This window comes from Vibrio sp. 947 (genome assembly GCF_033339115.1).
GTDB lineage: Bacteria > Pseudomonadota > Gammaproteobacteria > Enterobacterales > Vibrionaceae > Vibrio > Vibrio alginolyticus.
In genome coordinates, this window is the sequence record NZ_JAWOTX010000001.1 from 461,052 (window position 1) to 484,553 (window position 23,502).

Sequence of the window (23,502 nt, forward strand, 5' to 3'; positions counted from 1 at the left end):
CACAATCGGTTAGACTATTTTTTCGCCCCTCTCGTCAATCGGTCTGCTTTATCGAGGAGCAGGCAAAAAACTCTCATACACGCGGTTTCGTCCAAAGCAGCGTGAATCGATGGATTTAGCCACCCCAAATGGCACTGTTTTAACTTTAGGATGAGTTATGTTTAAACGATTTGAAGGCTTTACAGAGCCGTTCCCCAAATCTACACCGGATCAGCCTCCTTCAGGGATGTTCGCTTTTCTGCGTTATTACACTCGTGGTTATGAAAAGCCTTTGATCATCATGTCTTTGATGGCCACAATTGTGGCTGTTGTTGAGGTAATGTTGTTTGGCGCCATGGGACAATTGGTTGATTGGTTGTCTACCAGCAATCCAGAAACGTTCTTACAAGACAACAAATCGGATTTGATTTTCTACGGAGCCTTATTGCTGGTTGTCATGCCTATATTGGTGATCTTGTACTCGTTGCTCGTTCATCAAACGTTATTGGGCAACTACCCAATGTCTATCCGCTGGCTTGCACACCGGTATTTGCTCAATCAAAGCTTGAACTTCTATCAAGATGATTTTGCAGGTCGAGTCGCAACGAAAGTCATGCAAACCTCATTAGCTGTGCGCGAAACCGTAATGAAAGCTATGGATGTGTTTGTTTACGTTACGGTTTACTTCACCAGCATGATCATTATGTTAGCGACGGCGGACTGGCGTTTGATGATCCCAATGATCGTCTGGTTACTCGCTTACATCGCTATCCAAATCTATTTTGTCCCTAAGCTCAAAGACGTCGCTTCAGCGCAGGCCGATGCACGTTCGACAATGACAGGGCGCATCGTCGACAGTTATACCAATATTCAAACCGTCAAACTGTTTTCTCATAGCCAGCGCGAAACCCAATATGCCGAGCAAGGCATGAAAGGATTTTTGAATACGGTCTATCGTCAAATGCGCCTAGTGACCGGCTTCGACGTCGCTGTAGAGATCTCAAACTATATTTTGGTATTTTCCGTTGCTGCTTTATCGATTTACCTGTGGTTGGATAGTGCCATTAGCGTTGGCGCGATTGCGATTGCTGTTAGTCTTGCATTGCGCGTAAATGGTATGTCGATGTGGATAATGTGGGAAGTTGGCGCCCTCTTTGAAAACATGGGAACCGTTGTTGATGGAATGAAAACGCTCTCTAAGCCTATTGATATTAAAGATAAACCAGGTGCAAAAGACTTGGTTGTCACTGAAGGAGGCATTCACTTTGATAACGTCAGCTTCCATTACGGTGAGAACAAAGGCGTAATTAGCCATCTCGATCTCAACATCAAACCAGGAGAGAAAGTCGGCTTGGTTGGGCGCTCCGGCGCCGGAAAATCAACTCTGGTGAACTTGTTACTTCGTTTCCACGATGTCGAAGACGGCAGCATTAAGATCGATGGACAGAACATCTCAGAAGTCACACAAGACTCTTTGCGTTCAAAGATCGGTATGGTGACCCAAGATACTTCTCTGCTACACCGTTCAATTCGAGACAATATTTTGTATGGCAATCCAGATGCGACAGAAGAAGATTTGCTGAAAGCCACTAAGCAAGCGCATGCCCATGAGTTTATCGAAACTCTGACCGACCCATTTGGTAATGCCGGATACGATGCGCAAGTTGGTGAACGTGGTGTAAAACTGTCTGGCGGCCAACGTCAGCGTATCGCAATATCTCGTGTGCTACTCAAAGACGCACCATTGCTGGTACTGGATGAAGCCACATCGGCTCTGGATTCAGAAGTCGAAGCAGCGATTCAGGAAAGCTTGAATGAATTAATGCAAGGGAAAACGGTTATTGCTATCGCTCACCGATTATCGACCATCGCACAAATGGATCGCCTCATCGTGCTAGATAAAGGCAGCATCGTTGAACAAGGTTCTCATCAAGAACTCATTGCGAATAACGGCATTTACGCCCAGCTTTGGGCGCATCAAACTGGCGGATTTATCGCTGAAGAACTAGACAATCAACACGCTTCTTAACGAGTGATAAGCTCAATAAAAACGGCGCTTTAAGCGCCGTTTTTTATTTAAATCCATGGCTAGATGCTCATATAGCCATTGTGGTTTCTCATATATGAAACACTCTCCATGATAAAGCTCACACTTTTTCTGCTAATATACCGCCTCGTTGCGTATCCATTGCAATGAACACAATACAGAGTATTGAGCCGTCTTCATTTGTCATTTCACTTTTTGAGAAACAGCTATACTCAATAGATGGCTTAGTTATTATATTAACAATAAGGTAATTAGCTTATGTGTAAATGTGGTTCAATGCAGATCGTACAACTCAAACCAAGTTGGGCTGACAAGCTATTTGGCTACTCAGAAAGATGGAAATGCCAACTTTGTTGTAAGATCTACCGCATCTAAAATTAAAAATAGAATCTTAGTTTTTCTAAGAAAAAGCAGTGGCCCGACAATGATTGTCGGGTTTTGTTTTTCCGAGCATTCATTTTTTTCCCTTCGCTACAAGACTACTCATCACGGCAAAACCTAGCATCTTAATGTGACTTAGGTATAGAATCAGGCCCACTTATTCTTTCCGATATTCATATATAACTGGTCACTATGAACAAAAGTTTGCTAACGAATGTCCTCGCTATCGCTTTGATGGCTGGAGGTCATCAATTACAAAACGACTATCTTTGGTATGCAGGGCTGTTTGCGTTCTCAGGCGCCATCACCAACTGGCTTGCCATCCATATGCTGTTTGAGAAAGTGCCTGGATTATACGGTTCTGGCGTGATCCCCGCGCGATTTGAAGAGTTTAAACTGGCTATCAAAAACCTGATGATGGAACAGTTTTTTACTGAAGCGAACATTGACCGATTCTTGAATAAAGAAATGGCGGGCGGTGTGAACATCGATCTTCAACCAGTAATTGAGAAAGTAGATTTAAATCCAGCATTTGATTCCCTAGTGGAAGTAATTGAAGGCTCTCAGTTTGGTGGCATGCTAGCGATGTTTGGCGGCTCGGAAGCGCTACAACCCATGCGCCAACCTTTCGTCGAAAAGATGCAAGAATCCATCATTGAGTTGAGCAAGAGCGATAACATCAAAGAAGCACTGAAAGAGCAATTCGAATCTCCTGCAATGATGGATGAGATAAAGCAGAACATTGAAGGTATCATCGATCAACGTTTAAGCGAATTAACACCGGCATTAGTTAAAGAAATGGTGCAAAAGATGATCAAAGAACACCTTGGCTGGCTAGTCGTTTGGGGCGGTGTTTTTGGTGGTTTAATTGGCGTTATCAGTACCTTTATCGGGGCATAATCGCTCACCGATTTATTAAAAAAGGAGCTTCGGCTCCTTTTTTAATCGAGAAAAAGTAATATACCAAGCCACGTTAAATAAGGAGGCTCAACACATGCCTCGCCTAACCAAGGAGCTCGGGATTAACACCAAATCCCGTTTTATGTTCTTCTATGACCACTTCACTACGAGTTTGAATCACGCCCGGAAGCGTGCCTAACTTACTCGACATAAACTCCTGATACGCTTTCATGCTCTTAACACGAACTTTTATCATGGTATCGAAATCTCCAGAGAGCGAGTAGCACTCTTCAATTTCAGGCATCAATTCCACCGCTTTCGCAAACTTTTCAAAAATAGAAAAACTGGTTTGGTCTAAACGAATATGGATGAATACTTGCACATCCAGCCCCAACTTTTCCGCATTCAACTCTGCATGGTAACCATTGATATACCCTTCTTTTTCTAGCCGCTTTACACGGTCAGAACATGGGGAAGTCGTTAAGTTAATCAGCTTTGCTAGTTCTACAACCGGAATTCTGCCTCTCGAATGAAGCACTCTCAAAATATGTAAATCAATCCGGTCCAATTGATAACTCATTAACCCGCTTCCTTGTAACCACTTAGAAAGCATCACATTAATCGTTGCTCAAACAATTGCAAACCATCAAATGCACAGCATGTGAAATTCAGCAGAGAATAACCAGAAAACAACGAAGGAGGGAAAGAGCTATGATTATTGCCGCTCACTTAGTAACCGTGATATGAAGAGAAAAAGCAACCTAGCGGCTCCCGCGGAGTCGCAAATTTGAAAGCGCATGACACGCCTGTATAGATATGTCGTTCGGGCAACACTGCCCTATTTAGCCATTAATCATGGCTATCACTCAGAATTAGAGTGCGGCCGATGTATGCCGTGTAGGATGTGGAACAACCTCTCCAATTGCACGATGATTACAACAACGGCAGTAGTATTGAGGCTCCATCTCGTAATAATGTTCACCTGATACAAATTTCGCCATCAGCTGTGTAAAACTCACCATTTTGCCTGTTAACGAGTCAACAGACTGAGGCTCGCAACGCTTCATAATCACTTTATGTTGCGTTGATTTTCTACAAGCTGCGCAATATATATCCGGCATTTCTCTTCTCCCTACTTTTTCGTCCTACTGACAATTGACATATTTTGTTCAAAATAATTCCACAATTAAAAAGCTCCTTTAATTTTTTGTGCCCTATCTTCAAAAAATTGAACGAAAGTATCAAAAAACTGAGACATTGGTCAGACCTCAACTTTTGTACCATCAATATGAGCAAACGTGCTTATGTGTGTAATAATACGACACATTACACATAAGCAATTGTTCGGGCTTATTATTTAGTAAGGCGCATGACAACTACACGCCTGGCTAGATCGAGCTTTCGAGACGCCTTGTTATCTCGATTTACCCCGCAAACCAGTTGCTAGCAGCTATAGCCGTCTCATCAAGGAAGAAATGCATGACGATACAACCGATTCTCACTACCGAAAGACTCGTCCTCCGGCCATTCAATATCGATGACTGCCAACCAGTGGCTTTACTCGCTGGAGATAAGCGAATTGCCGACATGACAGCAAACATCCCTCATCCTTATGAGCGACCGATGGCGCAAGCATGGATAGATAGGCACGATCCGATGTATCAGCAGCATCAAGGCGTGGCGTACGCTATTACCTTGCGAAACACTGGGGAGTTACTTGGTGCAGTGAGTTTACCGCGTATCGAAGAGGGCTACGGTACATTAGGCTACTGGGTTGGCGTGCCACATTGGGGGAAAGGCTATGCATTCGAGGCCTCCAAAGCCTTACTCGAATTTGCTCGAATGCACTTTGAGTTAAACGGAATAACCGTGATGCATTTGGTGGACAATCAGCGTTCTAAATCGGTGATCCAAAAACTAAATATCCCTTACATCGGTGACAAAACATTGCGCATGCAAGGCAAAGAACGAAAGGTTTGTGTCTACCAACTCACGTTCGTCGCTTCTGAATAAAGTCGAGGAATATGTCGGATGATCATCCATGAAACTTCACAAAATCTGCCCAAGAACAACCCTTTCTTGCTAGGAACTGTATTGTTGTCGCTGTTCTATTTTTCCTACCTAGCAGACAAGATCGTCGAGTTTGGACTCGTAGCACTCACAATAATAGGATTGAAACTGCTCTCAACGTACTTCACGCGCCGCGCGTTCAATCCTAAAACGCTAGATATCGATGCAAGCACCAACACCTTGAAGTACCGCCAGGGCTCAACGGTTTACTTCCGTCTACCTCTTGATGACATTGTCAAAGTCCAAATACAGAAAGAGTTCTTCTCTAGCAAAAGTTTGATGCTCTACACAGTCAACGACGCTTACCAAGTGCCGAATTCAGACAATTTCGATTCTCTACAGTTAAAGGATTTAATGAAACAACTTGAAGAGAGAATTGATGATCAATCTCGCTAAAACGAAAAGAGAAGACATTCTAGAATGTTGCCAATTTGGTCTCTAAATAGAAAGACAAAAAAGCCAGCAATAACGCTGGCTTTTCTCTGTATTAGTCTTGTGCGACTTTCACGCGAATTTTGCTTTTTTCTACGTTCGTCAAATTCAGTGCTTCAAGAGCAGAAATGGCTTCTGCTTCGTCCGGCATGATGACAAAACCGAAGCCTTTCGACAAACCCGTGTCTTGATCAAGCACTAGCGAACACAGTTCTACTTTGCCGTACGCTGAGAATAATTTGCGGATATCTTGCTCGGTCATGTGACGAGCCAAGTTTCTTACTAAAAGTTTCATAATGAACCTAGTTGGTTTGATAACGGTTCGATTCTCTCAGTTTCTCTCTGGCAAACCAAGTGAATAATATGACGGCGTTGACTAGATCATTCTAAGTACATCTGTTTAAATGATTTTCCGTTCATTTTTCACCCATAGGAGAGTCGGCATGGAAACGAAACGTCTCAAACTCATCCCTGCTTGTTTAGAACGAGCCGAAGAGGCGCATCAAGCTGTCGTTCGCAGCCAAAAAACTCTCGAAGTCTATCTGCCGTGGGTGCCTCATGTGCTGACATTAGAAGCGATGATAGAAGGGACAGAGAAAGCCATCGCAAACTTTGAAAACTTCGAAGAAGAGCTGCGTTACTACATGATTGAAAAGGAAAGCGATCGCTTACTGGGTGCGGTCGGCCTGATGATTCGAGATCCCGACGTACCGTCCTTTGAGATAGGTTATTGGTTAGATAATGCTGCCGTTGGCAATGGTTATGTTGCCGAGGCTGTGCTCGAAGTTGAGCGCTATGCGTTTGATGACTTGGGCGCAAAGAGAATCGCAATTCATGCTGATAGCACCAACCAAAAGAGCAGGGCTGTAGCCGAGCGCTGTGGTTATGAGTTCGAAGGAGAGCTCAGAAACGAACGTCTGACTACATCGGGAGAGCTGAGTAACACCGTTATTTACGCCAAAATTCGTCGCGACTAACACTCCAATCTAACCGAGCAATGCTAAGCTCTGATCTCAAGCTACCGCCACTAACGTTAATTAAGTTTCAGATAAAACAAAGCCCGCTAAAATAGCGGGCTTTGTGTTCATATACGGGAAGTTACTAGTCTAGTTCAACCAGTTTTTTCTCGAACGACTGGTGTTGGTCTAACACGTCTTGCGCAGCACCGCCCGTTGCTTTACTTACCACAATGATGGCAAGCGTAGAGAAGATGATGCCCGGTACGATTTCGTACACATCAAACCAACCGCCAGTTAGCTGCTTCCAAACTACGATAGTGATACCACCAACAAGAATACCTGCTAACGCGCCGTTACGGTTCATACCGCTCCAGTAAAGGCTAAGTACAACCGCAGGACCAAATGCCGCACCAAAACCAGCCCAAGCGTAAGATACAAGACCAAGTACTGAGCTATCAGGCGTCATCGCTAGGAATAGCGCAACAAGCGAAATAACGATAACACCGATACGACCAATCATTACGATTTCTTCAGAAGACGCTTCTGGCTTGAATACTTGCTTGTAGAAGTCTTCTGCAAGCGCTGAAGATGAAACAAGGAGCTGTGAGTCAGCGGTACTCATTACCGCCGCTAGGATTGCTGCTAACAACATACCCGCAACGACAGGATGGAATACTGCGTTAACCAATAGCATGAAGATCTTCTCACCGTCCTCTAGTTGAGTACCCGGATGACCCGTAACCCAAACCAGACCAACAAGACCAACAAGCATTGCACCAACCATAGATAGTGCCGTCCAAATCACTGCGATACGACGTGCAGTCGTTAGATCTTTGTTTGAACGAGACGCTTTAAAACGCGCTAGGATGTGTGGCTGACCAAAGTAACCAAGGCCCCACGCCGCTAGAGAGATAATGGCAATCGCAGACAATGGTTCGCCTTTCGCGTCATTCCATAGCGTTGCAAGTTCTGGGTTGATGTCATGTAGATCAGAACTTAGCTGACCTAAACCACCGTCCATTACCGCTATAGGAACAATCATTAGCGCAGCCGCCATTAGCAGACCTTGCACTAAGTCAGTCCAAGATACCGCTAGGAAACCACCGAATAGTGTGTAAGAAACGACACACACCGTACCGATGATAACAGCGTAGGTATAATCTAGACCGAATACCGTCTCAAACAGTTTGCCCCCTGCGACCAAACCTGAGCTGGTGTAGAAAAGGAAAAATAGAAGAATGAAAAACGCAGAGATTGTCTGAATCAGTTTCGACTTATCGTTGAAGCGACGTGACAGGAACTCTGGCAACGTTAGCGCGTCAGTTTGGATACTGTAGGTACGGAGGCGTTTTGCACTGATGAGCCAGTTTGCCCATGTACCAAGAAGTAGACCGCCGGCTAACCAGAAGGCCTCGATACCCGCAGCGTACGCATAGCCAGGCAAGCCTAGCAGCAGCCAACCACTCATGTCTGAAGCACCTGCAGATAATGCAGCAGGCCACGGACCTAGGCTACGGCCACCTAGGAAGTAGTCAGATGAATTGGAAGTCCTCTTATACGCGTAAACGCCAATAGCAACCATAATCAGTAAATACGCCACAAAAGTGGACGTGATAGCAAAGCTATTTTCTATCATTAGATAGTCCTCGTTATAATTATTTCCTTCCTTGCCTGCCCTGATATTTTACCGTCTCAGCAATACATCAGAGTATAAAAAACCAATCTGGACCGGCTCTCAGTCCAGTTACTCCAGATTGGCATTACAAGTCAGGTTAGTGAGTTTCGTTCCCCAACTCGAGTAGAGTTGCGTTACCACCCACCGCGGTAATATTTATCGTTCGAGTGCGCTCAGTAATGAAGCGCAACGAGAGATGAGGATCATGAGCCAATTTCGGTGACTCTAAATCCGTTTCAGAAACTAAGCCGACGATTGCACCGTCACGCTTAGCTAGTTGAAGATTGAGCGCATGCTCAACCTGTGAACGCCCAACATAACCCACACTACGTACATCGCTCTCAAGCAACGGGGCAGACGCATCGTACGCAACAACCTGGACTAAGTTAGATGGGAAGTTTGCCAACGCTACAGCTTGCTTAACCAATTGGTTTAGCTCTGCATTGTCACTGCAAACGACCACACTGTTGCCGGCAATTAAGGCACAGGTGATCATCGCAAAAGCACTGTATAACGCATTATCAGCAGGCTCGATGTTGTTTTCACAAATCACCAAAGCCACACCGCGTCCTGCGGCATACAGTTCGTTAGTTTCCCCTGTAGGGCCAACTAACTGGTGAGTTTCTGCAAGAAGAGCTGATGCTTGTTGCAAGTGGTAAGAAACCACTTTGGCAACGGTAGACTGCTGCCCTTCTAGTGCAGATTTAAATGCCAGAACATGCTCGCATTTGTAATCAAAATCAGTCAGATTCCACTGCTCCCACGCAGAGAATGCATCTTTAAAATAGGTGATCTGATGAACCATAATGCGACTCCTTATGCGTTTTCTGCTTGAGCAAGAAGATGTTGAGTAAATCGGAATAGGTAGTGTGGACCACCAGCTTTCGGGCCAGTACCTGACAAGCCTTGACCACCAAACGGCTGTACACCAACCACAGCGCCAACTTGGTCTCGGTTGATGTAGCAGTTACCTACTCGTGCATGTTTCTCAATCCAACGGTACGTGGTTTCGTTACGGCTATGGATACCCATCGTCAAGCCAAAACCCGTTTTGTTGATCTGCGCAACCACGTTCGGTAATTCAGACGCTTTAAAGCGAATAATGTGCAAGATTGGACCAAATTGTTCTTCTTTCAGCACATCGATGCCCGAGATTTCAAACGCACTTGGTGAGACAAAGTCACCATGCTGGCACGATTCATCCAGCTGTAGCTGAGCGACTTTAGTCTGTGTTTTGCTCATTTGCTCAAGGTGAGCGAGGAGTTTTTGTTTTGCATTGCTGTCGATAACCGGACCAACATCTGTTTTGTGTAGGTAAGGTAAACCAACATGCAGTTCATTCATCGCACCCTGAATCAGGTTGATCATACGGTCTGCTACATCTTCTTGTACAAATAGAACACGAAGGGCAGAACAACGCTGACCAGCAGATGCAAACGCCGAACGAATCACATCACGCACCACCTGCTCTGGCAATGCAGTACTGTCCACAATCATTGCGTTTTGGCCACCTGTTTCCGCAATAAACGGAACTGGTTTCGCGCTGCGCTCCGCGAGCGTGACGTTAATGCGTTGCGCCGTTGCCGTTGAGCCAGTGAATGCCACACCAGCAATAGCATCATGAGAAGTCAGTGCATGACCGATCTCAGCGCCGCGACCAGTAAGTAACTGAATCACACCAGCAGGGAAACCCGCATCAAGCATTAATTCAATAGCACGAGCGGCAATTAAGCTTGTTTGCTCAGCAGGTTTTGCAACCACAGTGTTACCTGCAATCAGTGCTGCCGTTACCTGACCAAGGAAGATAGCCAACGGGAAGTTCCAAGGGCTGATACACACAAACACACCAAGACCTTCACGGCTAGAAATGCGTTTCACACCGTCAAAGCCTTCTAGCTCAAATGGCTGTAGGTTTTGCGCTTGTTTCGCGTAATAACGACAGAAATCCACTGCTTCACGAACTTCATCAATACTATCGTGAATCGTCTTGCCCGCTTCTTTGTGACAAATCGCCACCAGCTCAGCCAAATTTTCTTCCATTAAGTCAGCAAGCTTTTCTAAACAAGCCGCTTTTTGCTCAACAGGAACGGTTTTCCAATCAGAGAAAGCAGTTTGCGCCGCATCAATTGCAGCGGAAACATGATCAAGTGTTGCAAATGCCACTTTGCCGACTTCAATTCGGCGATCGTACGGTGCGGTGATGATCTCAGCCGCATTTTCCTTGATCATGCTTTCGGCAAAACGCTCACCATTGATCATCGGGCCTGCAACCCACTGATTGTCCATGAAGCTTTCTACCTGCGCTTCAAATGGCTTCGCCTCACTGTCGATATCAATGTTGACGCCATATGAGTTCTTACGCTCAGGGAAAATATCGGCAGGCAATGGAATTTTGTCGTTGTGTATCGTGTCAAAACCCGTCAACACATCCACAGGGTGATGGGTCAACTCATAAATCGGACAACGCGCATCAACTAGACGGTGTACAAACGAGCTGTTCGCACCATTTTCAAGCAAACGACGAACCAAGTACGGAAGAAGATCAGCATGGCTACCGACAGGAGCATAAATACGTACTGGCTGACCGTACATTTTCATAACATGGTTATACAGTGAATCACCCATACCATGCAGGCGCTGGAACTCGTATTCTTTGTGCTCCGCCATGACAGCAATTGCCGTCACCGTGTGAGCATTGTGGCTTGCAAATTGTGGGTAGATATTACCGCGAACACCTTCGCTAAGTAGGAAACGAGCACAAGCTAGGTATGCAACGTCCGTCGCTTCTTTGCGAGTGTATACTGGGTAATTTGCATAACCCGCTTGTTGAGACCACTTGATTTCGCTGTCCCAGTACGCGCCTTTAACCAAACGCAGAGGAATAACGTCACCTTGTTCTTTTGCGAGTGCATTTAGCCACACCAAGACTGGTAGCGCACGTTTTGAGTAGGCTTGAATAACCAAACCAAACTTGCCCCAACCCTTCACAAGATCGCTACGGTATACTTTCTCAAATAGCTTCAGGGAAAGCTCAAGGCGATCCGCTTCTTCTGCATCGATTGTGATTGCAACGTCGACTTCAATTGCACGTTTCAATAGCTGCATTAGTGAGTCATACAACTCTGTCATTACACGTTCTTCATTTGCGACTTCGTAGCGCGGGTGTAATGCAGAAAGCTTGATGGAAATCGAAGGCGCAGGGCTGGTGTCGTTACCGTAAGTCTCGCGACCCACCGCTTCGATCGCCATTAGGTAATCTTTGAAGTACTTGTTCGCGTCCGCTGTAGTTAACGCCGCCTCACCCAACATATCAAACGAGTAGGTGAAACCTTTGTCGCGCATTGGACGACCGTTCTTCTGCGCTTCTTCGATCGTACGACCACGAACAAACTGGTGACCCATGATCTTCATTGCCTGATACATGGCTTTACGAATCACAGGCTCAGAGAATTTATTTACCAGACGGTTTACAGCCTGACCTGGGCTCTGGGTGCCTTGCTCACCAAGACCAACCACTTTACCTGTTAGCATGAGGCCCCATGTTGATGCGTTAACAAACACAGAGTCAGAGTTCTTCAGGTGAGATTTCCAGTCTGCGACACTCAACTTATCTTTAATCAAAGAATCTGCTGTCGCGGCATCTGGGATGCGCATTAATGCTTCTGCAAGACACATCAGCAAGATACCTTCTTGAGTATCTAAGCTGTATTCCAGCAATAAAGCATCAATCATCTGGATTGACTTCTTATCGGCACGAATGGCTTCGATAAGGTGGGTCGTTTGGGTAGTGATCGCCGATTTTTCATCCTCTGTCGGCGTCGCTAGTGGCAATAGTTGCTCTAGCCATTGAGACTCGTCCACCATATATAATGGCGAGATCAGTGACCACAACTTATCAAGCGGCTGCCCGATAAATTCCGGTGTCAACACGTTCGTAGCTGTAAACATGTGTGTTCCTCAATCTCACTCCTCGAAAACCGCTTCGAGGATTATCAATGGCTGGCAGTGTATTTTGAGGCCGATAAGAATACTTGTCAAAAACTACGACATTTTTGCCAAAAACTCGCTTTTATAACAAAACATCCACATAGTCACATTCAAATAGGTAATATTTTGTGTTGTAAATTTTAATTTTTTCATTGCATTCACAACAAAATATCAAGAATATCAATAAGATTTTTGTGAAGAGCTCGTTCTAAGAGAAAATGTAGGATCAAGTGGCATATCAACCACTGCAAAGAACAGAGAATTTAAAAAAACGAGAGATAGGTCACATGAATAAAACATAAAAAAACCATGCATAGTGCATGGCTTTATTCTGATTGATGATTATTTGACCTAAAAAAACGCGTTGTTATCCAACTTGTTTTTTATAACGGGAAGGTGATATTCCCTGTAAGCGAGTAAAAGTATGAGTAAAAGTACTCTGGCTTGAGAAGCCAGTAAACTCGGCAATTTGCCCTAAAGAAAGGTGCCCTTGCTCGATTAATTCACGAGCCATGTCGATACGCTTTCCGAGAACATATTGATGAGGTGTAATCCCCATCTGCTCTTTAAACAAGCAATGGAACTGACTTTCCCCAAGAAACACTCGCCCGGCCAATTGAGCCACACTAATCTTATGACTCAGGTGCTGCTCAATGTAACGATCAATCGCCTCCAAATCAAAGCGCGACTCTTTTCGACTGGTCTCAAATGCCGAGATATGGCGCTGCATTAATGCAATCACAGTGTCGTTACACGCACGACTTAACAGCAGGTCATCCGGATGGTTTCGCATTTCCTGAACCAACATCTGTATCAGCTTCTGAATTTGACTATCTAACTGGAAGTAGACATGGTCTCTCTCCAGGTTATTGATTTTTTCAAGCATTTCAGGATCATCATTTGTCGGTTTGGGCATATTCAGCACCAAAATATCCGATTGATTGATGACGCCACCGAAAGCATGATCAGAGCATGCGGTAACCACACAACCTTGACCAGGGCCGACAAGATTACCTCGCCCGCGCACTTCAAATTCGGCTTGCCCTTTTAAACCAATCACGATCTGCGTATAAGAATGATCGTGGCAATCCATATAAGACGGAAGTGTGATCAGCTCCGCCGGCTTTGGCAGAATAATCTCTTGATATGAAAGGATTTTTTGGTTATCTGAATCACTCATTTTAAACAGTCGTCTTTACACGGTCAGCTTACGTCTTCGCATCATATACCTTCTTTGTTGGGTTGCAACTTTTACCCAACTCAATCGACAAGATCAAATCAGCATGCTCAAGTTCATTTACATGATCATAGTTCCGGAACGATGATCATGCGAGGTTAATTTACGGTCAGTGAGCAACCAATTTTATTAACAAAAACGGATAGATAGGCAACACCTTACGTATACATAATCAATCAATGTAAAGATCCTTATTACCGAACAATCTGTTATTTTGTAAAACACCGTGCTCCATATTAGATAACTCGTCCCTGAAACGGATCGAAACCCACTCTTAAACTCAACATAGAGGGATTTCCCCCCTTACTAATATGCTTCTGATTCAATACATTAGTTATCGAGCTTTAAGATGCATACGATCTAAAGCTCTCGGTATCTCATTGATACCTCTAACTTACTTAGCAGACCCTCGCTAGGTAATTTAGAACCTCTTCTACACGTCGACAAGATTATATCTTGTGTTGCCAGCCCGTCTTCAGGCTGGCTTTTTTTTTCGCTTCTCAACAATGAAAACAATGGCATAAGCTGATATCATAGCGTTTGTCTCACTGTCCCTCTCATATGCTTAGGTGCTGCTCTTTCGCTCACAAGTGATATGAACGTCAACCACATTACAACTGAGTTGTAGGAAGCATGATCAAGGACGATACGAGTTGTAAGCCGAACATTGGCGGACATCCGTGAGCGCACATATCTGTAATGAAACAGACCATTTTCCCAATTAAACTCTTCGTTCCATTTCGTCGTTGTCTATGACTACCTGACGAAAACATCGAACACCACGAATTTAATTGGATTGAGCGCCAATCAACGAACGTGTTCTAGCAACGTAACTGCCTACTTGGCAACATCAATACGAGCCATGTAACACGGACGTCTCTGTATTGGTAAAAGCAGTATGTAGTGAGTCCTTTTGTGAATATTTCAGTCGATACCATAGAACAATCCCTCCTTAAACAGCTACCAGGTTGTTGGGGATGCAAAGATAAAGATTCGGTATTCCTATACGTAAACCAGGAATACGCAGAACTGTTAGGGCACACGTCGCCCGAGGAGTGCTTGGGTAAAACTGATTTTGATATGGCCAGCCCAACCACTGAATGCGCGCAAGAATTTCAACGCCAAGATAAACACGTTCTCGAAACTGGCGAGTCACTAAAAATTCTGGATATCCACCCTTATCCAGATGGCCGCTGGCGAGCACATATATTTACTAAAACACCGTGGCGAGATGACAAAGGCGACATCGTAGGCACCATTTTCTACGGAAGGGAACTCACCGACACCGCCGTGATTGAAGTCGGGTATTGGGTTTGTCGTGCAATCAGTACCAACCCAAATCAACAATCCATCTTTCGTTTTTCTGACTTACAACCAAAACCAGAGAAGCTCACATGCCGCGAGCAAGAAACGCTTTTCCTCTTGCTCTATGGCAAAAAGCCTCAATTTATCTCTCAGGTCATGGGCATATCAACAAAAACCGTTGAAGGTCACGTCGCACGCTTACGTAATAAGTTTGCAGCGAACAGCAAGAACGAACTAATAGATAAAGCAATGGAAGCAGGCTACGGCTCTGTTGTACCCAAAACGCTGCTTAAGCATCAATTATCGGTTGTGTTGAATGGAGAGCGATAATTCGCATCGCTTCTACCTACAAAAACACCGCCCCAATTCGGCGGTGTTTGTTTATTCATGAGGGACCATAAGCCTATGGCGCTAAACGATCAATGTCCCAACTTCCATCATGCTGGGAGAAAAGAAAACGATCGTGAAGGCGATGTTCGCCACCTTGCCAAAATTCGATGCTCTTTGGTTTTACGCGAAAGCCACCCCAAAAGGTTGGTACTGGTATTTCACCCTTAGCAAACTTCTGTTTTAGCTCTAAAAACTTACCTTCCAACACATCTCTGGCAGAAATACGGCTACTTTGTTTGCTCGCGATTGCGGCCAACTGGCTCTCTTTAGGACGAGAAGTAAAGTATTTCATATTCTCTACGGCGGTAAGCTTTTCAGCCACACCAGTAATATGAACTTGGCGCTCTAACGGATGCCAAGGGAAGTGCAAACTAATATTGCTGTTATGCTCTAGCTGCTGGGCCTTGCGACTGCCTAGGTTGGTGTAAAACACAAAACCATCTTTGTCGACGTTTTTCAATAGAACAATGCGTTGAAACGGCATGCCATTTTCATCAACCGTTGCAACTGTCATCGCAGTCGGGTCCGTTAAACCCGCTTCAACTGCTTGCTCTAGCCACAGATTAAATTGATCAATAGGATCAGCTTTCAAATCTTTACGACGCAGCCCACCTTTGGTGTACTCACGACGAATATCAGCAAGTTCCATCTTTACTCCTTCACTCGTTTTTGTCGATTGTGCTCCCGATACTGAGGAAATACAAGGACATCATTGTGCTTGTTATCGTTGCCGCTCACAGCATCACAGTGCGTCATTTGATACCATGACACAAAAAACCAGTGAGCCGATCGTGAACTTACTCAACCCCAAAGCCCTACGTCATTTTTTACTGCTACTGTGTGCCGGCGGCATTTCAGGGCTTGCGCTTACTCATCATTACGCAACTCAATACCAACATGATCAATGGCAACAAAAGCTAGAGAGACAAGCCGCGCAAGTGTCACAAGAAGTGGACTACGAACTGGCAAAGTTTGAACAGATACCAAACCTATTAAGTCACGACCCAAGACTACTCAAAGCAGTAGAGCGCGGAACGCCCTCTCAAGAGCTCAACCTACTGTTATCAGATTGGTTGAAGCAAAGTTTGGCTGATACGATTTACGTTCATGACCGCACCGGGTTAGTCATAGCCTCAAGTAACTTTCAGCAAGAAGATACGTTTGTTGGCTCTAGCTTTAGCTATCGCCCCTATTTTAAAAATGCGCGACGCGGTGAGCCCGCTCAATATGTTGGATTAGGCGTGCGCTCGAATAAACGTGGGTACTTCTTCTCATCTCCGCTGTGGGTAAATGAGGAAGTCGTTGGCGTGATCACAGTAAAAGTGAACTTGGAGCAATTAGAACAGCGCCTTTCGCAAACCACGACTGACGTACTCATTACAGATAAACACAATGTCGTGTTTATGAGCAATTTACCAGACTGGCGCTATCGTGCACTTTTCCCACTGTCATCGAGTGCAATAATTGAACTTACCGAAACGCGTCAATATGGCGATACCTTGCCCGAATATTTTGGTGAGTTGACGGCGCACAGTGGTGTCACGGAGTTTGATGACAATCAATTGCTTCTATCACCGAATTACCTCGCATACGCAACACACTTATTGGATAAAGGGTTTCGCGTCGTTGCCTTAATTAACCACAACAGCGTTCTTGCCGCCGTTTTACAGGCCGATATCGTCTTCCTGATCTTATATGCGCTCATTGCTCTAATTGCGTTAGCGTGGTTCCAAACCCTAGTTAACAAAGCACGCCTTGCCCATCTCAATGTGAGCCTAGAAGAAAAAGTAGTGCAACGGACACTAGTTCTGAGTGAAGCCAACCAAAAGCTACAACAGACCATCCGCCAATATGAACAAAGCCAACAAGAGCTTAAACAAACACAACAAGAGCTGACGCAAGCCGCGAAATTGGCACTGTTGGGCGAGCTGTCTGCCAGTATTAATCATGAGATAAATCAGCCACTTTCCGCACTAAGAACCTATACCGAAAACTCGCAGCGTTTGTTGGCAATGGAAAAATACCCAATGGTCGCCGACAATTTGGGCAAAATGCTGACACTTAATGACACCATTTCGGAAGTCATTGCCCGCTTAAAAGTCTTTACTCGGAAAGCCACGCACGATTCACACAATGAAATCTCAGTACTGCACGACGCGGTACATACTGCCACCAGCATTTTGAGCAACAAGCTTATTAAGCAAGGAGTAACACTAAAAGTTCCGGCCATCGACTATGATGTGAAGCTGGCCATTCACAGCGTTGAATTAGAACAAGTGCTGATAAACCTCTTCCACAACGCGGCACAAGCGATGGAAAACCACTGTATCGATCCGCAAATATCCATTGCTGTTCAGTGTCATGATGACAGTTGCGACATTCTTGTTTCCGATAACGGGCCTGGCATGTCGGACGAAGCCCTAGCAAAAATCTTTGATCCATTTTTTACGACTAAGCCAGAGGGCTTAGGATTAGGTTTGACCATCTCCAAACGCATTTTAGAGAGCTATCACGGCTCCCTCTGTGCCTATAAACATCAGAGCACAGAACAACAAGCAGGAGGGATGACCTTTATCGTGACGCTACCAATAGTCAATCAGAATAAACGTACCCCAGAAGTGGAAAACGACCATGAATAACCCAGTTTTCTTTGTTGATGACGAACCACACATTCGTGATGCCGTGTCTCAAGCCCTGCTGATTGAAGGGATAGACGTCACCTGCTTACCAAACGCAGTAGAAGCCTTACGCGTAATCGACTCAAATATGCCTGCGATTATCATTACCGATATCCATATGCCCGTGATGGATGGCTTGGAGTTTATGCGAACTTTGCGAAGCAAAAACGATCACTTTCAATTCATCGTACTTACTGGACATGGAGATGTGAAAACCGCGGTAGATGCGATGAAAAGCGGCGCGTACGACTTTCTAGAAAAACCGTTTTCAACGGAACAGCTCATGAAATCGCTCAACAATGCCAGCGATAAACTGAACTTGTTGCAAGAAAACATCTGGCTTAAGAAAGAGCTCGACATGCAAACTCATGTTGGTCCGAAAATGATTGGTCACAGTAAGGCCATGGTGAGCATTCGTCGCGCCTTGATCAGTGCGCCCACAAGCCAGCCGCTCATTTTTGTAGGTCAAGATGGTACGGGTCGGCGACTCGCTGCACAATTTGCCCACGACATACATGCAACACCGGACAGTGAGCTAATCGCCGCTTCTGGTGAAGACCTCTATGAGCTTTCATTAGAAGCGCTCGACAAAGCCATACACCGCTTAAGTGAAGGAAAACGCCACTGCAGTTTGTACTTACATAGCGCAGAGCATGTATCATTTGAGCAATGGGAATACTTATTCAAGCACCCAAAACTTGAGCGTGTTTTTGGCGCGACCACCCAAGCCGAGCCACCTCTAAAATCCCTGGCGACTCTAATTCACTTACCGACGCTCGATGAAAGAAAGGAAGATATAGGGCCTTTATACAAGCACTTTGTGCGCCACACAGCGAGCCGATATCAGTTACAGCCGCCACATATCAGCCTAGAAGAGGTCAAACACCTCACCAGTCTCGAATGGCCAGAAAACGTTAAGCAGCTACGCCAATTTGCTGAACTTCGTGCCCTCAAGCCAGATACTTTTAGAATGGAAGATTGGAACAGTGAGAAAAGCCTTGAAATTCAGAGTATGACTCAGCGCACAGAATACTTTGAATATTGCTTGTTATTCGATGCATTGCAAAGACATCGCGGCAGACTCAAAGAGGTTCAACTAGAATTACAGGTATCACGCAAAACCTTGTACGACAAACTAAAAAAACATCAGTTGGATAAAACCAAGTTCAAGGCGTAATAGCTATACTCCGGCGCTAATTATGCTTTTGTTTGATTTAGAAAGTGTAAGAAAGCTCATTTGAAGAGAGAATAACCCTCTTCTCATATTTTATTAGCCGAGCATGCTGACACGATCGGTTAATAATAATAAGATCAAAAAGATAATCCGTAATTATATAAGCAGGGACTGTGATGAGCCGAGATAACTACAACAAACTCAACGATGAAGAGTTGGATTTTGTTGATGACAAAACTGCAGCATTGCTCCTCAATACCCCCAACAGCGCGCGTTTTATGCTCTGGGTTATGGTGCTATTTTTCATTGCAGCAATAGGTTGGGCATCTTGGGCTGAAATCGACAAAGTCACGGTTGGTCAAGGCAAAGTGATTCCCTCCTCACAGATACAAGTAGTCCAAAACTTAGAAGGTGGCTTAGTCAAAGAAATCTTGGTCAAAGAAGGTCAGTTGGTTGAAAAAGGCCAACAGTTACTGCTTATCGACGACACCCGCTTTCGCTCGGATTTTCGTGAACGTGAGCAACAAGTTGCCAACCTTACCGCATCTGTGCTGCAACTATCCGCTTCTATTAACAGTGTTGCCGTTAATCGTGATTTTGAAACGGAAAACTGGCGTCAAAGTGTACTACTTGATTACGGTAAACTGACCTTCCCACCAACCTTGGAAGAGACTCGACCTCAACTCACACAGCGTCAAAAAGCAGAATATCGCGAAGATCTAGATAATTTACGCAACCAACTTTCTGTTATTGACCAACAAGTGCAGCAAAAGCAGCAGGACTTGGTAGAGATCCAAGCACGAGTAAGGAACTTGCGTCAAAGCTACCAATACGCGAAAAAAGAACTCGATATCACCAAACCTTTGGCAGACGAGGGCGTTGTTCCTCGTATTGAACTGCTCAAATTACAGCGCCAAGTCAACGATACCCGTCGTGAAATGACGTCCAGTGAGCTCAAGATTCCCGTATTGCAATCAGCGATTCGAGAATCCATGCTCAACCGTATTGATGTTGCACTCAAATTCCGCTCTGAACAGCAAGAGAAACTCAACAGCGCCCAAGACCAGTTATCTGCTTTGGTTGAATCAGCGGTGGGCTTGGAAGATAGAGTAAACCGAACGGTTGTGAATTCGCCAGTAACAGGCAAAATCAAAACACTGAACATCAATACTGTCGGTGGTGTTATCCAACCTGGTATGGATATCGTCGAGATCGTACCAACAGAAGACACACTATTGGTAGAGGCGAAAATTGCGCCAAAAGACATCGCATTTTTACGCCCAGATCTTCATGCTATCGTGAAGTTTACAGCTTACGACTTCACAAAGTACGGCGGTTTAGAGGGAGAGTTGGAACATATCAGCGCGGATACCACTCAAGATGAAGAAGGCAACAGCTTCTACATTGTTCGTGTACGCACCGAAAAAACAAACTTTGGTCAAGATGCAGATTTACCAATCATTCCAGGAATGACAGCATCGGTCGATATCATCACAGGGAAGCGAACCGTTTTGGAATATCTACTTAAACCGATTTTAAGTGCCAAAACGAACGCCTTGAAGGAGTAAACCACATTAAGATACTCGCGATAGGGAGTATTGAGCGATAAGCGATTAAATAAAAAGCACTTATTTCTCACTGACGAACTCTCTAGAAGAGTATACTTGTGATACGAGTCGAATATGCGATCCAATTTGCAGCGTAAAGTTACATTATTAATCAGCTTAAGTTGTTTGTCGTTCCAACTTGGTGCGCTGAACAGTAAAGAACAACGATGGGTCAATACGGTCACAGCGGTGTACGGCGAACGTGCGGGATTGCGCGTAAATACATGGCGAAAGAACCTCGACTTATTTAAACAATTAGAGACTCATGAACAGCTCGCTGGCGTTAACGACTTTTTTAATCAGCTGTATTTCGTTGACGACATAAAACTGTGGGGAAAGACAGATTATTGGGCTACGCCACTCGAATTTTTAGGGAGTAACGCAGGAGACTGTGAAGATTTCACTATTGCTAAGTACTTCTCTTTACTCGAGCTAGGAATACCAGATTCAAAGATGCGGTTAATATACGTAAAAGCCATCGAACTGAATCAGTTTCACATGGTATTAGCTTACTACCCTACCCCAAGTTCTGAGCCGCTCATTCTCGATAATATCAATCCTGACATTGTCCGAGCCTCTAAGCGTAGCGACTTGCTACCGATATACAGTTTTAATGGTACAAACCTGTGGTTGATGAAGTCATCTGCTAGCACTGGAGAGCTGGCAGGGAAAGCATCACGGTTGAGCCTTTGGAATGACTTACGCTCGCGCGAACGTAAGTTGCAGTTAAATAAACCTAAAATTAACTATGACGAGTGAGAAACATGACCCTATATAAGAAGCTTGTGGTGGGGATGGTTACGGTCTTTATACTCTTGTTGGCATCAGTATTCGTAATCCAATTCAACACGACTCGAGACAGCTTGGAGCAACAGCAACGTTCAGAGGTCAACAACACTATTAACACCGTAGGTTTGGCATTGGCTCCTTACCTAAAGGACAAAGATAAAGTCGCGGTTGAGTCCGTGATTAATGCTCTGTTTGACGGCAGCACCTACTCCGTTGTTCGTCTTACAGCATTAGATTCTGACTACCAGATCGTGCGTACTTACCCAGTTAAACCAAGTACGGTGCCACAATGGTTTATCGACATGAATCTATTTAAAGCGATTCACGATAAGCGTGTTGTGACCAGTGGTTGGATGCAGCTCGCCGAAGTAGAAATCATTAGCCACCCAGGCGCAGCTTACGAGCAGCTCTGGCAAGGTTTTATTGGCTTGCTGTCTGTATTCAGTGTCATTTTTCTAGCTGGTTTAGTGGCAATTTCATACATCCTACGTCGCTCGCTAAAACCATTAACGGCCATCGTGAATAAAATGCATGAAATCGCGAATAACCAATTTGGTGAACCGCTTGCTCGTCCAAGAACCAAAGATCTTATCGCGGTGGTAGATGGCATTAACATGATGTCTGCTCAAATCGAGCTATCATTCAAAGAGCAAGCCAAAGAGGCGCAACGTCTGCGTGCTCAAGCTTACCTCGATCCTATATCTAAATTGGGTAACCGCTCATTCTACATCAACCAAATTGACCAATGGCTTGCAGAGCAAACGCAAGGGGGTATCGCGCTACTCCATGCTGAATACATTGGGGACATTTACGAGACCAAAGATTACCAACGCGCAGATGCCCACGTTAAAGAACTGTCTCAACGTTTGAAAAACACCATTGATGTACCGGGTGCCACTATTGCTCGCTTGTCTAGTGATGAGTTCGGCTTGCTTTTCCCTCATATGGATGAGAGCGAGTTACGCATTTTATCGGACAGCATCGTCAATTGTGTGAACGGCCTAAATACTGACCCAACAGGCTTAGCAAAACCTAAAGCGTCACTAGGGGTTGCACACAGCAAAGATCAGAAAACGCGCTCTGAAATCCTCTCGATGGTGGACAACGCACTATCGAAAGCCAAAGCGCAACCAGACAAGCCATACGGCTTCATTGGCAGTGATACACCTTCTAGTTTGATGGGTAAACAGCAATGGAAAGCGTTGGTTGAAGAAGCCATTCATAGTGATTGGGTTAAATTCCGTTTCCAAGCTGCGAAAAACACATGGGGTAAAGTATTCCACAACGAAGTATTTTCAAGCATCGAAAAAGATGGTGAAACGTATCGTGCGAATCAATACCTATTCGCACTAGAACAGTTAGACGCCACCAACATCTTTGACCAGTATGTCATTGAATCAATGATTAAGATGCTAGAAAATGGTGAACTTAATGACCCAGTCGCGATTAACATCGCGCAAAGCAGCTTGTCTCAACCATCGTTTATTCGCTGGACAACGAGCATGCTAGAGAAACACGCCAAAGTGGCCTCTAAGCTACATTTTGAAATTCCAGAGGAATGCTTTATCGATCAGCCTCACCACACAGCACTGTTATGTAATGCCATTCGCCAATCAGGTGCTGAGTTCGGCGTAGATAACTACGGACGTAACTTCCAATCTTTGGAATACATCCAAGAGTTCCGCCCGAACTATGTGAAGCTCGATTACCTATTCACACACAACTTGCACGACGAAAAACAGAAATTCACGCTAACGTCGATCTCTCGTACTGCCCACAACCTTGGTATTACGACTATCGCATCGCGTATCGAAACTCAAATCCAGTTGGATTTCCTCACTGAACATTTTGTTGAGGTATTCCAAGGATTCATCGTCGACAAGGAATAAAAA

The 23,502-nt window shown here is 44.8% G+C and carries 19 protein-coding genes; 11 read left to right on the forward strand and 8 right to left on the reverse strand.

The annotated features are described in order from the left end of the window. The first annotated feature begins 157 nt into the window (after window positions 1-157). Window positions 158-2,008: an ABC transporter ATP-binding protein gene (locus R7Q39_RS02005; protein ID WP_054578587.1), complete on the forward strand. Its 1,851-nt coding sequence runs from the start codon at window positions 158-160 to the stop codon at window positions 2,006-2,008. 591 nt (window positions 2,009-2,599) lie between these two features. Next, on the forward strand, window positions 2,600-3,307 hold the full coding sequence (locus R7Q39_RS02010; protein ID WP_005374596.1) for a DUF445 domain-containing protein: 708 nt from the start codon (window positions 2,600-2,602) through the stop codon (window positions 3,305-3,307). A 103-nt stretch (window positions 3,308-3,410) separates the two neighbouring features. Here R7Q39_RS02010 and R7Q39_RS02015 read toward each other — a convergent pair whose 3' ends face one another. Together R7Q39_RS02015 and R7Q39_RS02020 are read right to left on the reverse strand one after the other, a co-directional pair. Then, window positions 3,411-3,887: an Lrp/AsnC family transcriptional regulator gene (locus R7Q39_RS02015; RefSeq protein ID WP_005374595.1), complete on the reverse strand. Its 477-nt coding sequence runs from the start codon at window positions 3,885-3,887 to the stop codon at window positions 3,411-3,413. Window positions 3,888-4,179: 292 nt separating this feature from the next. Continuing rightward, entirely contained in the window at window positions 4,180-4,428 is a 249-nt protein-coding gene (locus tag R7Q39_RS02020) for a hypothetical protein (RefSeq protein ID WP_005374593.1), read from the reverse strand. Window positions 4,429-4,786: 358 nt separating this feature from the next. On the opposite strand from R7Q39_RS02020, the gene R7Q39_RS02025 reads away from it, so the two are divergent. Beyond that, on the forward strand, window positions 4,787-5,320 hold the full coding sequence (locus R7Q39_RS02025; protein ID WP_318075710.1) for a GNAT family N-acetyltransferase: 534 nt from the start codon (window positions 4,787-4,789) through the stop codon (window positions 5,318-5,320). A gap of 18 nt (window positions 5,321-5,338) precedes the next feature. Beyond that, window positions 5,339-5,773: a hypothetical protein gene (locus R7Q39_RS02030; RefSeq protein WP_017820067.1), complete on the forward strand. Its 435-nt coding sequence runs from the start codon at window positions 5,339-5,341 to the stop codon at window positions 5,771-5,773. A gap of 91 nt (window positions 5,774-5,864) precedes the next feature. Here R7Q39_RS02030 and R7Q39_RS02035 read toward each other — a convergent pair whose 3' ends face one another. Then, window positions 5,865-6,104, reverse strand: coding sequence for an RNA recognition motif domain-containing protein (locus R7Q39_RS02035; protein WP_005374587.1), 240 nt, complete (start codon window positions 6,102-6,104; stop codon window positions 5,865-5,867). A gap of 148 nt (window positions 6,105-6,252) precedes the next feature. On the opposite strand from R7Q39_RS02035, the gene R7Q39_RS02040 reads away from it, so the two are divergent. After that, complete coding sequence (locus R7Q39_RS02040) at window positions 6,253-6,786, forward strand: GNAT family N-acetyltransferase (protein ID WP_042522265.1); 534 nt, start codon at window positions 6,253-6,255, stop codon at window positions 6,784-6,786. Window positions 6,787-6,910: 124 nt separating this feature from the next. Here the strand turns inward: R7Q39_RS02040 and putP are convergent, their stop codons facing one another. The 4 genes from putP to R7Q39_RS02060 form a co-directional block, all read right to left on the reverse strand. Continuing rightward, entirely contained in the window at window positions 6,911-8,404 is a 1,494-nt protein-coding gene (gene putP, locus R7Q39_RS02045) for a sodium/proline symporter PutP (RefSeq protein WP_005374582.1), read from the reverse strand. Between the two features lie 136 nt (window positions 8,405-8,540). Continuing rightward, entirely contained in the window at window positions 8,541-9,248 is a 708-nt protein-coding gene (locus tag R7Q39_RS02050) for a 1-pyrroline-5-carboxylate dehydrogenase (RefSeq protein WP_005383557.1), read from the reverse strand. 11 nt (window positions 9,249-9,259) lie between these two features. After that, on the reverse strand, window positions 9,260-12,391 hold the full coding sequence (gene putA / locus R7Q39_RS02055) for a bifunctional proline dehydrogenase/L-glutamate gamma-semialdehyde dehydrogenase PutA (protein WP_138939518.1): 3,132 nt from the start codon (window positions 12,389-12,391) through the stop codon (window positions 9,260-9,262). 406 nt (window positions 12,392-12,797) lie between these two features. Beyond that, window positions 12,798-13,610, reverse strand: coding sequence for an AraC family transcriptional regulator (locus R7Q39_RS02060; RefSeq protein WP_171342408.1), 813 nt, complete (start codon window positions 13,608-13,610; stop codon window positions 12,798-12,800). Window positions 13,611-14,582: 972 nt separating this feature from the next. Between R7Q39_RS02060 and R7Q39_RS02065 the strand changes: the two genes are divergently transcribed. Continuing rightward, window positions 14,583-15,302: a PAS domain-containing protein gene (locus R7Q39_RS02065; RefSeq protein WP_017820063.1), complete on the forward strand. Its 720-nt coding sequence runs from the start codon at window positions 14,583-14,585 to the stop codon at window positions 15,300-15,302. A gap of 73 nt (window positions 15,303-15,375) precedes the next feature. Here the strand turns inward: R7Q39_RS02065 and pdxH are convergent, their stop codons facing one another. After that, entirely contained in the window at window positions 15,376-16,011 is a 636-nt protein-coding gene (gene pdxH, locus R7Q39_RS02070) for a pyridoxamine 5'-phosphate oxidase (RefSeq protein ID WP_318075711.1), read from the reverse strand. 115 nt (window positions 16,012-16,126) lie between these two features. Between pdxH and R7Q39_RS02075 the strand changes: the two genes are divergently transcribed. The 5 genes from R7Q39_RS02075 (at window position 16,127) to R7Q39_RS02095 (ending at window position 23,499) form a co-directional block, all read left to right on the forward strand. Next, window positions 16,127-18,001, forward strand: a complete 1,875-nt coding sequence (locus R7Q39_RS02075; RefSeq protein WP_318075712.1) for an ATP-binding protein — start codon at window positions 16,127-16,129, stop codon at window positions 17,999-18,001. Next, complete coding sequence (locus R7Q39_RS02080) at window positions 17,994-19,217, forward strand: sigma-54-dependent transcriptional regulator (protein ID WP_318075713.1); 1,224 nt, start codon at window positions 17,994-17,996, stop codon at window positions 19,215-19,217. The genes R7Q39_RS02075 and R7Q39_RS02080 overlap by 8 nt, the downstream gene beginning before the upstream one ends. Window positions 19,218-19,390: 173 nt before the next feature. Next, window positions 19,391-20,782: an HlyD family type I secretion periplasmic adaptor subunit gene (locus tag R7Q39_RS02085; RefSeq protein WP_005374562.1), complete on the forward strand. Its 1,392-nt coding sequence runs from the start codon at window positions 19,391-19,393 to the stop codon at window positions 20,780-20,782. Between the two features lie 114 nt (window positions 20,783-20,896). After that, window positions 20,897-21,580 (forward strand): transglutaminase-like cysteine peptidase, encoded by a 684-nt coding sequence (locus tag R7Q39_RS02090; RefSeq protein WP_005374561.1) that lies wholly within the window; start codon window positions 20,897-20,899, stop codon window positions 21,578-21,580. A 5-nt stretch (window positions 21,581-21,585) separates the two neighbouring features. After that, on the forward strand, window positions 21,586-23,499 hold the full coding sequence (locus R7Q39_RS02095) for an EAL domain-containing protein (RefSeq protein WP_005374560.1): 1,914 nt from the start codon (window positions 21,586-21,588) through the stop codon (window positions 23,497-23,499). Window positions 23,500-23,502: the final 3 nt, after the last annotated feature.

What these genes read in the sequence shown, in the direction of transcription:
- R7Q39_RS02005 (WP_054578587.1), top strand. Translation starts at nt 158, where the DNA reads ATGTTTAAACGATTTGAAGGCTTTACAGAGCCGTTCCCCAAATCTACA.
- R7Q39_RS02010 (WP_005374596.1), top strand. Translation starts at nt 2,600, where the DNA reads ATGAACAAAAGTTTGCTAACGAATGTCCTCGCTATCGCTTTGATGGCT.
- R7Q39_RS02015 (WP_005374595.1), bottom strand. Translation starts at nt 3,887, where the DNA reads ATGAGTTATCAATTGGACCGGATTGATTTACATATTTTGAGAGTGCTT.
- R7Q39_RS02020 (WP_005374593.1), bottom strand. Translation starts at nt 4,428, where the DNA reads ATGCCGGATATATATTGCGCAGCTTGTAGAAAATCAACGCAACATAAA.
- R7Q39_RS02025 (WP_318075710.1), top strand. Translation starts at nt 4,787, where the DNA reads ATGACGATACAACCGATTCTCACTACCGAAAGACTCGTCCTCCGGCCA.
- R7Q39_RS02030 (WP_017820067.1), top strand. Translation starts at nt 5,339, where the DNA reads ATGATCATCCATGAAACTTCACAAAATCTGCCCAAGAACAACCCTTTC.
- R7Q39_RS02035 (WP_005374587.1), bottom strand. Translation starts at nt 6,104, where the DNA reads ATGAAACTTTTAGTAAGAAACTTGGCTCGTCACATGACCGAGCAAGAT.
- R7Q39_RS02040 (WP_042522265.1), top strand. Translation starts at nt 6,253, where the DNA reads ATGGAAACGAAACGTCTCAAACTCATCCCTGCTTGTTTAGAACGAGCC.
- putP (WP_005374582.1), bottom strand. Translation starts at nt 8,404, where the DNA reads ATGATAGAAAATAGCTTTGCTATCACGTCCACTTTTGTGGCGTATTTA.
- R7Q39_RS02050 (WP_005383557.1), bottom strand. Translation starts at nt 9,248, where the DNA reads ATGGTTCATCAGATCACCTATTTTAAAGATGCATTCTCTGCGTGGGAG.
- putA (WP_138939518.1), bottom strand. Translation starts at nt 12,391, where the DNA reads ATGTTTACAGCTACGAACGTGTTGACACCGGAATTTATCGGGCAGCCG.
- R7Q39_RS02060 (WP_171342408.1), bottom strand. Translation starts at nt 13,610, where the DNA reads ATGAGTGATTCAGATAACCAAAAAATCCTTTCATATCAAGAGATTATT.
- pdxH (WP_318075711.1), bottom strand. Translation starts at nt 16,011, where the DNA reads ATGGAACTTGCTGATATTCGTCGTGAGTACACCAAAGGTGGGCTGCGT.
- R7Q39_RS02075 (WP_318075712.1), top strand. Translation starts at nt 16,127, where the DNA reads ATGACACAAAAAACCAGTGAGCCGATCGTGAACTTACTCAACCCCAAA.
- R7Q39_RS02080 (WP_318075713.1), top strand. Translation starts at nt 17,994, where the DNA reads ATGAATAACCCAGTTTTCTTTGTTGATGACGAACCACACATTCGTGAT.
- R7Q39_RS02085 (WP_005374562.1), top strand. Translation starts at nt 19,391, where the DNA reads ATGAGCCGAGATAACTACAACAAACTCAACGATGAAGAGTTGGATTTT.
- R7Q39_RS02090 (WP_005374561.1), top strand. Translation starts at nt 20,897, where the DNA reads ATGCGATCCAATTTGCAGCGTAAAGTTACATTATTAATCAGCTTAAGT.
- R7Q39_RS02095 (WP_005374560.1), top strand. Translation starts at nt 21,586, where the DNA reads ATGACCCTATATAAGAAGCTTGTGGTGGGGATGGTTACGGTCTTTATA.